This is a genomic window from Betaproteobacteria bacterium (assembly GCA_016713305.1).
In the GTDB taxonomy this organism is placed as follows: domain Bacteria; phylum Pseudomonadota; class Gammaproteobacteria; order Burkholderiales.
Map to the genome: position 1 here is coordinate 78665 of JADJPK010000008.1, position 12477 is coordinate 91141.

Below are 12477 nucleotides of genomic sequence, written 5' to 3' on the forward strand. Positions count from 1 at the left end.
GAACCGATATTCCGTGTCACGCGATTCAAAATGAGAGTAATTCGCGTTACGGAATGTGTCAAGAGTGAGGAAGGAATCTGGGCAGCGGCCCCTGTCCGGTCCCGCTGCCCCCTGTCGCGAACACCTAGAGAGGTGAGCGATCGCTCACCGGGAACACCTCATTCACCGCCGATCTGGTAGATCTCCTGCTCGTCGGCCTCGTCCTTCACTTCCATGATCTCGCCGGTGGCGGCGTTGACGGTGACTTCCAGATTGCGCCCGCCCGAGAGAATCGAGATCTCGTACCAGGCGCCACCGTCGGGTGAAACCTCGAACTCGACCTCGCTGGCATGGCCAGGGTGCCTGGCCAACGCCCGGTCCACTGCTTCCTTCAGCGTGAGGCGCGCGGCCGTCACGAACGCCGGATCGTCCCGCTCGACGTCCCGTTCGATCTCGCCCAGCGAACCTGTCTCGGCGCTGCATTCGACTTCCCAGGTCTTGCCGTCGATCAGCGATTCGATCTCGAACTCGTATTGCGGAATGCCGCCCTTCACCTCCAGCTCTGCCGACTTCACCTTGCCCGGCATCTTTTCCAGGGCGACCTGAAGGCAGTGCTCCAGCTGGAACTTCCTTTCCGGCAACTGCAGGCCACCCGCAAGCACGGGGGCCGAGCAGAACGCGACGAGACCTGCCATCCAGCGGACTTTCATGACGCTTCTCCTTGGTCGGTTGTACGGAAGAACAGTGCGGCAGACCCCGTGAACATTGTCAAGGTTCCACTCCACGTGGGGCGTCTGTCATAAAAACTTGATCCATCTGCAACGGCCGTGACGCGACGAGATCGGATGCTCGTTGCATCCCTAGACGATGGTCGCCGCTTGTCAGAAGAACAGCTCCCCGCGTACCGGTTCCGGTCGATCTGGATCTCGGACGTGCATCTCGGAACGCCCACCTGCCAGGCCGGGCATCTGCTCGATTTCCTGAAGCACACGGAATCGACCTACCTCTATCTGGTGGGTGACATCATCGACGGCTGGCAGCTGCGCCGCCGCTGGTTCTGGCCTCAGCTGCACAACGATGTCGTGCAGAAGGTTCTCCGCAAAGCCAGGAAGGGGACGCAGGTCACCTACGTCGCCGGAAATCACGACGAGGTGATGCGGCACTTTCTCGGGCTGGCGTTCGGCGGCATCGAAGTGCGCAGTGAATCGGAACACGTCACAGCGGACGGTCGGCGCCTGCTGATCCTGCACGGGGATCTGTTCGATGCCGTCGTACAGAACGCGCGCTGGCTCGCCTTCGTGGGCGATCAGCTGTACCTCTTCACGCTGAAGCTGAACCAGTGGCTCAATCACGTCCGTGCCAAGATCGGTCTGCCCTACTGGTCCCTGTCGCAGTTCCTCAAGCACAAGGTCAAGAACGCGGTGAGTTACATTTCGGATTTCGAGACGGCCCTGGCGCAGGAAGCGCGGCGGCGGCGTTTCGACGGCGTCGTCTGCGGCCACATCCACAAGGCGGAGATGCGCGACATCGAGGGCATCCTTTACTGCAATGACGGCGATTGGGTGGAGAGCCTCACCGCTCTGGTCGAACTGGAAAGCGGCGAGCTGCGTCTCATCGACTGGCGTGCCATCGAGGCGCTGCGCAACGGCGTCGCGACACATCTGCACGGCGTTCACGTGGCCTATCTGGCCGCCGACTGAACCGGCCGCGCGGTAGGTACCAGCCGAACGTGACCTCACCTGCAGACGTGCCGCCGCCACAGCAGAACGCATCGGGTGACGGCAGGGAAAGCCCGTTCAAGGGCCGGACCGGAATTTCTCGCATCTACCACGCGTTTCTCAATTCCCTGGCCGGAGTGTCGGAGGCGTGGCGGCACGAAAGCGCGTTCCGCCAGGAAGTGGTGCTCGTGGCCGTATTGCTTCCCATCGCGGCCATGGTTCCCGTGACGCCGGGGGAACGCGCGCTGCTCGTCGCCACGGCCCTGCTCGTCATCGTCGTCGAACTGCTCAATTCCGGCGTGGAAGCGGCGATCGACCGTATCGGTCTGGACCGGCACGATCTGTCCAAGCGCGCCAAGGATTTCGGCAGCGCGGCCGTTCTGGTGACCCTGGTCATGCTGGCGCTCGTCTGGGGCATCGTGCTGGCCCCCGTCCTTGCATCCTGAGCCCCGGCCGTCGCCAATTTCGGACATTGCGCGCCCGACGGCCGATCGGCTAACGTCCGTCTCACGACAAGACCCGGCGCGCAGTTTCGAGATGTCGACACTGCCGTGACCGGGCGGGGGACCCCTGGGAGACTCGACATGCCCTCGCTTCGCACCGTACTCAGCATTCCGGAAATTCTTCTGCTGGCATTCGCCGCCATGATCATCGGGGCCCAGTTCCTGCCCGCCGAGGCCGCGGAATTCGGCCGGAAGCATCCCACATCCATTCCCGTGCCGCCTGCGTAGACCCGGCATGGCATTGCCGGTCCACCGCCGCGGAAGTGCCTGAGCAGGACCACGTTCAGGCGGAATGCGGGGGTTGCGGACGTGCGCATGCGCGGGATCTTCGGACTGTGTCTCGCGCTCCTGTGCGCGCCGGTCCACGCCCACAAGCCCAGCGACAGCTATCTCTCCCTCCGCCTGGCCGGCGACACGGTGCAGGGCAGGTGGGACATCGCGGTCCGGGATCTCGACTTCGTGCTGGATCTCGACACGAACCGGGACCTTACGGTGGACTGGGGCGAGCTTCGTCGCCGGCAGAACGACGTGTTCGCCTATGCGCTGAGGCGGCTCCAGCTGGATGCCGGTGCAGGCGAGTGCCCCGCCGAACCGCGGTCGTTGCAGGTCGACGACCACACGGATGGCGGCTACGCGGTCATCGGTTTCGTGGCTGCCTGTCCGCGCGCGGATCGGACCCTGCGTATCCGCTATGAACTGTTCTTCGACGTCGACGCCCAGCACAAGGGCTTGCTGGATCTGCGCGTGGGCAACGATGCCCGCACTCACGTATTCAGCGCGGACTCCGCGGAACTGACGCTCGGTCTGGAGGGGCACTCGCCTCTGGACACCCTGACCGGTTTCGGCCGGGATGGCGTACGGCACATCTGGGCCGGATTCGACCACGTGCTGTTCCTTCTGTCCCTGCTCCTTCCGGCGGTCCTCGTGCGGGCGGGACGCGAGTGGCGGTCCGTCGAGCATCTCTCGACGGCGATCATCGATACGGCGAAGGTGGTGACTGCCTTCACCGCCGCCCATTCCATCACGCTGTGCCTGGCGTTCTTCGGGATCGTCCGTCTCCCCTCAGCGCCCGTGGAAGCGGCCATCGCAGCGACGGTCGTTCTTGCCGCGCTCAACAACCTCTTTCCTCTCGTCCGCGCCCACCGGTGGGGTGTCGCGTTTACCTTCGGTCTGGTGCACGGCCTAGGGTTCGCGAGCGTGCTTGCGGATCTTGCCTTGCCCGCCGGCTCGGGCGCGCTGGCATTGCTGGGATTCAACGCCGGCGTCGAACTGGGACAGCTCGCGATCGTGCTGGTGTTCCTGCCCCTGGCATGGCAGTTCCGAGGCGGCTGGATCTATCGGCGTCTCGTACTCGGTGCCGGATCGGGTGCCACCGCCATGCTGGCGGCGGTGTGGATGGTCGAGCGTTCGCTGGATCTGAGAATCCTGGGCTGACCCATGAACCATTCCCTGCGCCCGGCGATCCGCTCGACAGTGCTTCTCGCCACTCTTGTCGCGTGGGGTCTGTCCTTTGCCGCGCCGCGAATTCCACAGCGGGACGACGAACCGGTTGCGCGCCTGCCCGCGACCGTCTTCGCCGCCAGGCCGCGCATCTCGCCATCCGCCGCGCCGCAAACGTCGCGCCTTGCCGATCTCGATCGCGCGATTCGCGACGCGGGAGCGCTCGTGGAACTCGGGCGGAGAACCGGCGATCCGCGCTACGCCGGACAGGCGCAGGCCATCCTTCGGCCCTGGTGGGACGATGCGCAGGCCCCCGATGCCGTGCTGCTGCTTCGCGCCGTGCTGAAGCAGCGGAACCACCAGTTCGATGATGCGCTTGCCGATCTCGACAAGCTTCTGGCCCGCCGACCGGGCACCGGGCAGGCCCGTCTCTCGCGCGCGGTGATTCTTCAGGTCCAGAGCCGCTACCCAGAGGCCGCACAGGAGTGCGAACGGATGCAGGGTACCTTGCCAATGCCCTATGCGTTGTCGTGCGCGCTGGCGGTGAGCGGCGCAACCGGCAAGCTGCAGGCATCCCTGCGTACGCTCGAGCGATTCGTCGCTGCCACACCCGTTGCGGACCCTGCCGCCAGGGCGTGGATGCTGGGACTCGCAGCAGAACTCGCCGAGCGGGCCGGCCGCGGAAAGCGGGCGCGGCAGCACTACCTCGCAGCGTTGCGGATCGATCCCCAGGACCAGTACCTGCTCGCGGCCTATGCCGACTTCCTGCTCGACGCGGGACGGAATGGCGAGGTGCTGCCGCTGCTCCAGGAACACGTCGACTCCGATCCCTTGCTCCTGCGTCTTTCCATTGCCACGCAACGGCTTGGCACTGCGCAGGCGCAGACATACCGCACGATGCTTCGTGAACGGTTCCAAGCGAGCCGCCGCCGTGCCGACCGCGTCCACCTCCGTGAGGAAGCGCGATTCGCGCTGAGCGTCGAACGCGATGCCGCGGCAGCGCTCAGGCTGGCCACCGAGAACTGGGCGGTGCAGAAGGAACCGGCAGACGCGCGCCTGCTTCTGGAGTCGGGGCTTGCCGCCGGCGACGACAACGCCATCGGCACCGTGCGCGCGTGGCTCGCTGCAACGGGCATGGAAGACAGAAGGCTGCAACGCCACCTTGCATCGACACCACATCCGTCCCATCGCTTTCCGCGTAAACCAGCTGAACGGCTCTCGAAACTCTGAACGCGGCGTTCCCACGCCGTTGCAGGAAACCCGAACGTGCCGGACATCCACCACTGGAATCGAGGAGACGGATCCATGAACCACGCAGGACGTTTCATCACGGCGGCGTGCGCAGCGGCATTGCTGCACACGGCCCCGGCGGACGCAGCGAGCCATCGCGAGGCGCCCCTCATCGCCAACGATCCCACGGCGGATCTCACCGACGTGTACTTCTTCAGGAGCTGGCAGAACCCGGCGAACGTCGTGATGATCATGAACGTCGTGCCGGGGCAGGAACCCAGTTCGGGACCCAACTACTTCGGGTTCGGCGACGACGTTCTCTACAGCTTCCACCTGGATCTCAACGCGGACGGAAGGGCTGACGACCTGATCTACGAGGTGCGGTTCCAGACGCAGATTCGCGGAGGCCTCACGAGTCTCAAGCTTCCCGTGGCGTACGCCGCCGTGCCGCCCATCACCGCTCTGGACGGGGCCGGATCGGATGGACTCATCGTGCGGCAGAGCTATACGGTGACCGAGGTCCGCGGGGGAGTGCGCAAGAATCTCGGCACGGCATCGATGTTCGCCGTGCCTTCGAATGCAGGAAAGAAGACGATGCCGGACTACGAGGCGCTCGCAGCCAAGGGAATCTTCGGCCTCAACAACGGCGGCAAGGTGTTCGCCGGCCAGCGCGACGAGAGCTTCTACATCGATCTGGGCGCGACCTTCGACACCGTCAATCTGAGACGCAGTCCCCCGGTGCTCACGGCGGGGGAGGATGCATCAGACAGTACCAATCCCTTCGGCATCGATCACTTCTCGGGATTCAACGTCAACACCATCGCGATCGAACTCCCGATATCACAGCTGACCGCCAATCCCTCCGCGGTGATCGGCATGTACGCCTCCACGGCGCGGCAGAAGTTCAAGGTCTACAACACGACCTCCCGGCCGCTGGACAGCGGTCCCTGGGTGCAGGTGTCCCGTCTCGCGAATCCGCTGGTGAACGAGGTCGTCATCGGCACCGCGCACAAGGATCTGTGGAATGCCACGTTGCCCAGCCAGGAAGCGACCTTCCTCGACTTCTACCGCAACTCGCGACTAGGGACGGTGCTCAATCTCGTGTACGGGCTGGGCGGCACGGCCCTGGAGATTCCCACGGCCAACCGCGCCGATCTCGTCAACGTCCTGCTCAAGTATCCGGCGCAACCGCAAACGGGAACCTGCGACAGCGCGAGCCCGTGCTCGGAACTGCTGCGGCTGAATGTCGGCACGGCGCCGACCGGCCCCGATGGCCAGAAGCGGCTGACGGTGCTCGCGGGCGACGGTGCCGGTTGGCCCAATGGCCGCCGACCCAACGACGATGTGACGGACATCGCACTGCGGGTCGTCGCCGGTGCGCTGATCGGATCCCAGGCCGGCAAGCTGGCCCTGGGCGATGGCGTCAACTTCAACGTCGCGGCCCCGGGCGCGAACAGCACCGCCAACGGCATCTACCCGAACGCCGGCGTGTCGCACGGCGGCCCGGTTCCTGGCTGGGCGCCGATGCGACGGCGTCGAATCCGGCGTCGCGGCAAACGCGTTTCCCGGCGATCCCCTGCCTCTCGCCACGTCGACGGGTGGGCGCGTCGGCCACGGCGCTCGCCGACACGGGTCTTCTGGCGACGATCGCCGAGGCCGTCGGCGGATTCGATGCGGACGCTGATGCGATCGCGTCGGCCTCGTACTTCGGCGATTTCCTCTCCGGCGGTGGACTTTTCTCGCTGTCGATCGATTTCGAGAATGCGTCGGACACATCGACCGGAGCGAGCGGCAGCGCCATGCTCAAGGTGCTCTTTCTTGCGGACGACGGATTCCGCATCGAGCGGATCATCGAGCAGACAACCCGCTTCGAGCAGACGTTCGGTCTGGCCGCAGGCATCACCGGCCGGCTCTGGCTGGACCTCGTCTCCACGGCTTACGCGCCGCTGCTGGATCCCGGAATGGGCGATCCTGGATCGGCCCGTCTACCGGGCAGCGCGGCCAATGGTCTGGGCGAGGTCGCGTTTGCCGTGAATGCAGTGCCGGAACCGGGATCGGCCATGCTCACGGTGACGGCGCTCGCCCTGGTTCTTTTCATGGTTCCGCGGGCGAGAAGTCGCGTCGCCCGGGCGGGGCGCAGCACGGCGCCCCGCTCATCGGCCTGAATGCATCCGCGCAGAAGCGGTTTGCAGAACGTCGCCAGCGGCTGCGCCGTTCCAGTGCCGGCCTCGCGCCGGAGGATGGGCAGTCCGACCCGTCCGCGGGTTTGCGCGCGTCCGTTCGTGTCCGGAAGGCGCGCCACCACTGCCCAATTTTCCATGATGCGGACGCATGGTCCGGTCGCGCCGGTGCATTCGCCACATCCAGTTTCGCTCCACATGCGTACAACACGCATGACCGGCGCGCGTCGCCGCCGGCGTGGCTTCCTTCGAGAACATGGAAATCGCTGGCGACCTCATCGAAGACGTGAACATGGCGGGAGCCGAATGGCTCCAGGCCATCGCGCGCGGCGACGAGCAGGCGCTTTCGACGTTCTACGACGCCACGCTGGGCCGGTGCTACGCGCTTGCGATGCGCATCACCCGCCGGCACGAAGCGGCGGAGGATGTCGTCGCCGAGACGTATCTGCAGGTGTGGCGCGAGGCGCAGCGGTACGATCCGCTGCGCGGCCGGCCGCTCACGTGGCTGCTGAGCATCTGCTACAGCCGGGCCATCGATCACCTGCGCAGACGCGGTCCGGCCGAAGCCCATCCCGACCCCCAGGATCTGGTGCAGGAAGAGTGCGGGACCGCCGACGACCCCATGGCCCTGGCCATGGCGACGCAGGCACATACTGCGCTGCACGATGCCATTCGCGGATTGCCGACGATTGCGCAGCAGCTGCTGGGCCTCGCCTTCTTTCGCGGCATGTCGCATCAGGAGATCGCCTCGCACACCGGCCTGCCGCTGGGCACGGTGAAGACGCACCTGCGCCAGGCGCTGAAGGCTCTGCGTCAGAAATTGGAGGGCGATCACCCATGAACGTTGCCAATGGAGGAGGAACCCGGAGTACGCGTTCGCGCAAGCGCGACGAATCCGTCGGCAGTACCCGGAAGAAGATCCATGAATGAACCGAATCGGGACGACCGGTTGGACGACGCGGACATCGCGTTGCTCGCCGAGGCGCTGTCCCCCTGTGAACCCCGGCCCGGCCGCGCGGAGGCCCTCAAGGCGCGTGTGATGGCGGCCGTGCATGCGAAGCCGGAATCGGAGAGTGCCCGCGCGGCGGCTCCGGTCGTTCCGCCGTCGATCGACGGAACTGTCCTGGACCAGTTCGTCACCGTGCGCGCGCAGGACCGCCCATGGCACCGCGTGGCGCCAGGGGTCGAGATGTGCACGCTCGTGGAGGACGCCGAGCGCCGCTCGATCCTCATCCGGATGCGGCCGGGCAGCGTTCTCCCCTCGCACCATCACGAGATGGCGGAGGAAAGTCTGCTGCTGGAAGGCGACGCCTGGATCGGCAACGATCTCTATCTCACGGCGGGCGATTACCACTACAGTCCGGCCGGTGCCAGCCATCCGGTCCTGCGCTCTCCGGCGGGATGCATCGTATTCATCCGCGGCGAACGCGAATTCCATCCCAGGATCACCGGGGGGCTCGTGTGGCGGTTGCTGCAGTCCCTGGGGAGCGGCCTCATGGGGGGAGACCGGACGCGCCGCTGACCCGAGGGGAGCGGAGGACTCAGCGTTCCTGCAGCCTGGCGCGAGGCGAGGCGGCAGGTGGAGCGTCGTCGCGCAATGACTTCTCGATGACCGCTTCCGCGACCCACCGCGCGATGCGGTCCACTTCACGATTGCTCGCGCCCCACATGTCCTTGAGGATCACGTAGGGCTCGATGCCATAGACGAGCGACAACGCCTTCAGCAGCCGCTCGAACGCTTTCGGACAGAGCCGCGGCTCGAGCGGCGATGCCGCACGCGCCAGGATCTTGCGCCGGTTGCCGCGACGGAACGGCTCCTCCTGCAGCAGTCCGGATTTCTCCAGAGCCCAGTGTTCCAGGGAAAGCTGAAGCGCGGCGCGCAACTGCGGTTCGAATTCCTTGAAGCGGGGAAACGTCTTCTCGAACAGTTCGCGGATGCGCTCGGTGCCCTCCAGCGCCCGCGATTCGAACCGCCGCACGGGACCGAGGCTCTCCTCCACGATGGCGTCGACGAGCCGGCTGTGGCTCGGAAAGTACCGGTAGGCCGTCGCTCTGGAAACTCCCGCCGCAGCGGCAACTTCAGCCACCGACACGACGCTGCCATGCCGCGCCAGCTTGATCGCCTCGGCGATCAGCCGCCTGTGCGTGCGTGCACGCCGGCTCTCCGTGGCGGTGCCTCCCGCAGAGTCGGCACGACGCTCGGCCGACGGATTCGCACGCTTGACGCTGATCATGCCGCGAGTTTATGTTAGTTGCGCAAATGAGACGACCGTCTCATTTTCCACGGGCATGCAGCGCGATCGTGCTGCGGTGCTCCGCCGTGCCGGCACCCTCTACGGTGCCCTGAAACGACCAAGACAGATCGAACAAGACTAGTGCATCGCGGTAGCTGCGATGCACAACGAGTCCGGACAGCGGACCGGGAGGAAAGGTGCGGCAGCGGGCGGTGAAGTTCGTCACCTATCGTTGGGGTGGAACGCGGCACGTGGGTCAACTGGTCGATGACGACCACGAGATCCAGCCGCTGGCGCCATCGGCGCGGCTGACCGAAACGGGTGTGCTCGCGCTCGTGCGGGCGATGGCCGAAGGCGCCGGATTGCCCAGGCCGTCCGGGGTGCGGCTGCCTCTGGCAGCGGTGACGCTCGAAGCTCCCATTCCCCGTCCCGCCCGCAATCTCTTCTGCGTCGGAAAGAACTACCACGATCACGCCAAGGAGTTCGCGGGGAGCGGCTACGACAGTTCACGCGATCCCGGACGCGACATTCCCGAGCATCCGATCGTCTTTTCGAAGGTCCCGGAGTGCGTGATCGCGCACGCAGAGCCCATTCGGCTCCCGCGGGGTGTGTCCGACTCCGTCGACTACGAGGCGGAACTCGCCGTGATCATCGGCCGCGGCGGGCGCGGAATCCGGCGCGCGCGCGCCATGGATCACGTGTGGGGTTACACGCTCGTCAACGACGTCACCGCGCGCGACTGGCAATCCCGGCACAAGCAGTGGCTCCTGGGAAAGTCGTTCGACACGTTCTGCCCGATGGGGCCGTGTGCCGTCACGGCCGATTCCGTGGACGGCGGCGACTTGCGCATCCGTTGCGAGGTGAACGGCGAATTGAGCCAGGACGCCAGCACGCGGGATCTCATCTTCGACATTCCGTCACTGATCGAGACGATCTCTGCCGGCATCACGCTGCACCCCGGCGACATCCTCTGCACGGGCACTCCGGCCGGTGTGGGAATCGGATTCACGCCCCCCCGGTTTCTCCGCCCGGGCGACCGCGTTCGCATCGAGGTGGAGGGCATCGGGGTTCTGGAAAACCCGGTGATCTGACCATGGCCCAGCGCTTCGTCGACCGGATGGCAGTGGAAGTGGACGGAGACGGCGAGGCGGTCGTGCTCCTGCACGGGCTGGGCGGCACGTCCAACACCTGGACGCCCCTGATGCCGGCGCTGGTCCGGCACCGCGCAGTACGGGTGGATCTTCCCGGTTCCGGACGGTCGCAGCGGGCTTACGCGCTCGATCACGGGCCGTTGAGCATCGACGCGATGGCGGACTCCGTGATGCGAGTCTGCGGAGCGCTGGGTATCGAGCGTGCCTGGCTGGCGGGACACTCGCTTGGCACGATCGTGTGCGCTCACGTCGCTGTGCGGGAGCCGAAACGGGTGCGCGGGCTGTTTCTGCTCGGGCCGCTTCTCGCACCGCCGGACCCGGCGCGCGCCGCGATCACCCAGCGCGCCGCCAAGGCGCGTGCCGAGGGCATGGCCGGCATCGCCGATGCCCTGGTGCAGGCGACGCTCGCATCGCACACGAGACAGTCGGCACCCGTTGCGGTGGCCGCGGTGCGCGAATCGCTCATGGGCCAGGACCCCGAAGGGTACGCACGGACGTGCGAGGCCCTCGCGGAAGCGAAGGCGGCGGATGTGGCCGCGCTGGACGTGCCTGTGCTTCTGGTGACCGGAGACGAGGACCCCGTTGCGCCGCCGCAATCGGTGCGCGCGATGGGCTCGCGCTTTCCGAAAGCGCGCGTGGAGGTGCTCGCCAGGTGCGGGCACTGGACGACTTACGAGAAACCCGCCGAGTGCCAGTCCCTGCTCGGCGATTTCCTGCGAAGCGCCCGCTGAGCGCGGGCAAGGAGCGATCCATGGCAGAGCTCGTGTTCACCAATGTCCGGATTCTCGACGGCACCGGGGCGCTCCCGTACACCGGGGACGTCCACGTGCAGGGCAACCGCATCGCGCGCATCGGGCGGGGAACCCGCTCCGTGGCGTCGAACGGCACCACGGTGATCGACGGCGCCGGCGCCACGCTCATGCCCGGCATGTGCGAGGCCCACACGCATTTCGCGTGGAACGACCAGCCCTCGCTCTCCGCGATCCAGAAGATGCCGCCCGAGGAGCACATCCTCTGGTGCAGCCACGTTGCCGAACGCTACCTGAGCCGCGGGTTCACCTCCTGCGTCGGCGCCGCCACCGCCAAGCCCAGGCTCGACGTGGTGATCCGCAATGCCATCGACTCGGGTCTGATTCCCGGCCCCCGCTACCTCGCGGCGACGCAGGAGATCACCGTGGCGGGAGGGCTCGCCGACGAGACGCTGCCCCACCTTCCCTTCGAGGAGCTGAACTTCGGTGCCGTCGTGAGCGGTGCGGAAGAGATGCGCAAGTGCGTGCGCATGTTCCTCAAGTACGGCGTGGACACCGTCAAGTTGAATCTTTCCGGCGAGTACCTCGCGGGACTGCCCGCCGAATTCACCCCGATGACGGACGCGGAGATCGCCACCGCGGTCCAGGAGGTCCGCCTGCGCGGCAAGCGGCTGTCCGCGCATGCGCGCTCCTCGGAATCGGTGAAGCAGTGTCTGCGGCACGGCATCGAGATCATCTATCACGCGAGCTACGCGGACGAGGAGGCCCTCGACATGCTCGAGGCCCGCAAGGACAGGCACTTCGTCGCGCCGGGCATCGCCTGGCTCATCAATACCTCCTATCACGCCGCAGAGTTCGGGATCACGCCCGACGCGGCACGGAGGATGGGCTATCACCGCGAGCTGGAGATGGCGGTGGAGACGCTGCAGAAGATGCGCAAGCGCGGCATCCGCATCCTGCCCGGCGGCGATTACGGCTTTGCGTGGATCAAGCACGGCACCAACGCGAAGGACCTCGAGTACTTCGTGAAGTACCTCGGCTTCTCGCCCATGGAAGCGCTGGTGTCGGCGACCCGGCTCGGGGGGGAGATCATGATGCGTCCGGACGAGCTGGGTCTCGTCAAGGAAGGCTACCTCGCGGATCTGCTGCTGGTCGACGGCGATCCCGTGGCGAACATCGCGATCCTGCAGGACCCCGACCGCATCCTCGCCGTGATGAAGGACGGCGAATTCCACAAGGCGCCCGACATGCGGCCCGGGCGTTCGCGACTCGGCCTGTCGGCCGCTTGAGGAG

The 12477-nt window shown here is 66.4% G+C and carries 12 protein-coding genes and 1 pseudogene; 11 read left to right on the forward strand and 2 right to left on the reverse strand.

Going from position 1 to position 12477, the window contains the following annotated elements:
• Window positions 1-158 precede the first annotated feature (158 nt).
• Window positions 159-689, reverse strand: coding sequence for a PepSY domain-containing protein (locus IPK20_10455; GenBank protein ID MBK8017075.1), 531 nt, complete (start codon window positions 687-689; stop codon window positions 159-161).
• A gap of 135 nt (window positions 690-824) precedes the next feature.
• Here IPK20_10455 and IPK20_10460 point away from each other — a divergent pair, with 135 nt between their 5' ends.
• The 8 genes and pseudogenes from IPK20_10460 (at window position 825) to IPK20_10495 (ending at window position 8572) form a co-directional block, all read left to right on the forward strand.
• On the forward strand, window positions 825-1679 hold the full coding sequence (locus IPK20_10460) for a UDP-2,3-diacylglucosamine diphosphatase (protein MBK8017076.1): 855 nt from the start codon (window positions 825-827) through the stop codon (window positions 1677-1679).
• Window positions 1676-2143 (forward strand): diacylglycerol kinase, encoded by a 468-nt coding sequence (locus IPK20_10465; GenBank protein ID MBK8017077.1) that lies wholly within the window; start codon window positions 1676-1678, stop codon window positions 2141-2143. Before IPK20_10460 ends, IPK20_10465 begins: the two co-directional genes overlap by 4 nt.
• A gap of 138 nt (window positions 2144-2281) precedes the next feature.
• Window positions 2282-2428, forward strand: coding sequence for a hypothetical protein (locus tag IPK20_10470; GenBank protein ID MBK8017078.1), 147 nt, complete (start codon window positions 2282-2284; stop codon window positions 2426-2428).
• Between the two features lie 87 nt (window positions 2429-2515).
• A complete protein-coding gene (locus IPK20_10475) occupies window positions 2516-3634 on the forward strand; it encodes a HupE/UreJ family protein (GenBank protein ID MBK8017079.1) in 1119 nt (372 codons plus the stop codon).
• A gap of 3 nt (window positions 3635-3637) precedes the next feature.
• Window positions 3638-4870, forward strand: coding sequence for a tetratricopeptide repeat protein (locus tag IPK20_10480; GenBank protein ID MBK8017080.1), 1233 nt, complete (start codon window positions 3638-3640; stop codon window positions 4868-4870).
• A gap of 75 nt (window positions 4871-4945) precedes the next feature.
• Window positions 4946-6346: pseudogene (locus IPK20_10485) on the forward strand (DUF4331 domain-containing protein).
• Between the two features lie 960 nt (window positions 6347-7306).
• A complete protein-coding gene (locus tag IPK20_10490; protein MBK8017081.1) occupies window positions 7307-7891 on the forward strand; it encodes a sigma-70 family RNA polymerase sigma factor in 585 nt (194 codons plus the stop codon).
• Window positions 7892-7972: 81 nt separating this feature from the next.
• Window positions 7973-8572, forward strand: coding sequence for a cupin domain-containing protein (locus IPK20_10495; protein MBK8017082.1), 600 nt, complete (start codon window positions 7973-7975; stop codon window positions 8570-8572).
• A gap of 19 nt (window positions 8573-8591) precedes the next feature.
• Here IPK20_10495 and IPK20_10500 read toward each other — a convergent pair whose 3' ends face one another.
• Window positions 8592-9284 carry a TetR family transcriptional regulator gene (locus tag IPK20_10500; protein MBK8017083.1) on the reverse strand — a complete coding sequence of 231 codons (693 nt, stop codon included), beginning with the start codon at window positions 9282-9284 and terminating at the stop codon, window positions 8592-8594.
• Between the two features lie 344 nt (window positions 9285-9628).
• Here IPK20_10500 and IPK20_10505 point away from each other — a divergent pair, with 344 nt between their 5' ends.
• From IPK20_10505 to IPK20_10515, 3 genes are read left to right on the forward strand one after another with little or no spacing between them, the layout of a single operon-like run.
• On the forward strand, window positions 9629-10375 hold the full coding sequence (locus IPK20_10505) for a fumarylacetoacetate hydrolase family protein (protein ID MBK8017084.1): 747 nt from the start codon (window positions 9629-9631) through the stop codon (window positions 10373-10375).
• Window positions 10376-10377: 2 nt separating this feature from the next.
• Entirely contained in the window at window positions 10378-11166 is a 789-nt protein-coding gene (locus IPK20_10510) for an alpha/beta fold hydrolase (GenBank protein ID MBK8017085.1), read from the forward strand.
• 20 nt (window positions 11167-11186) lie between these two features.
• Complete coding sequence (locus IPK20_10515; GenBank protein MBK8017086.1) at window positions 11187-12473, forward strand: amidohydrolase family protein; 1287 nt, start codon at window positions 11187-11189, stop codon at window positions 12471-12473.
• Window positions 12474-12477 lie beyond the last annotated feature (4 nt).

Coding starts and splice junctions, on each gene's coding strand:
- IPK20_10495 (MBK8017082.1), top strand. CDS start 7,973: ATGAATGAACCGAATCGGGACGACCGGTTGGACGACGCGGACATCGCG.
- IPK20_10480 (MBK8017080.1), top strand. CDS start 3,638: ATGAACCATTCCCTGCGCCCGGCGATCCGCTCGACAGTGCTTCTCGCC.
- IPK20_10475 (MBK8017079.1), top strand. CDS start 2,516: ATGCGCGGGATCTTCGGACTGTGTCTCGCGCTCCTGTGCGCGCCGGTC.
- IPK20_10515 (MBK8017086.1), top strand. CDS start 11,187: ATGGCAGAGCTCGTGTTCACCAATGTCCGGATTCTCGACGGCACCGGG.
- IPK20_10460 (MBK8017076.1), top strand. CDS start 825: ATGCTCGTTGCATCCCTAGACGATGGTCGCCGCTTGTCAGAAGAACAG.
- IPK20_10510 (MBK8017085.1), top strand. CDS start 10,378: ATGGCCCAGCGCTTCGTCGACCGGATGGCAGTGGAAGTGGACGGAGAC.
- IPK20_10500 (MBK8017083.1), bottom strand. CDS start 9,284: ATGATCAGCGTCAAGCGTGCGAATCCGTCGGCCGAGCGTCGTGCCGAC.
- IPK20_10470 (MBK8017078.1), top strand. CDS start 2,282: ATGCCCTCGCTTCGCACCGTACTCAGCATTCCGGAAATTCTTCTGCTG.
- IPK20_10455 (MBK8017075.1), bottom strand. CDS start 689: ATGAAAGTCCGCTGGATGGCAGGTCTCGTCGCGTTCTGCTCGGCCCCC.
- IPK20_10505 (MBK8017084.1), top strand. CDS start 9,629: ATGGCCGAAGGCGCCGGATTGCCCAGGCCGTCCGGGGTGCGGCTGCCT.
- IPK20_10490 (MBK8017081.1), top strand. CDS start 7,307: ATGGAAATCGCTGGCGACCTCATCGAAGACGTGAACATGGCGGGAGCC.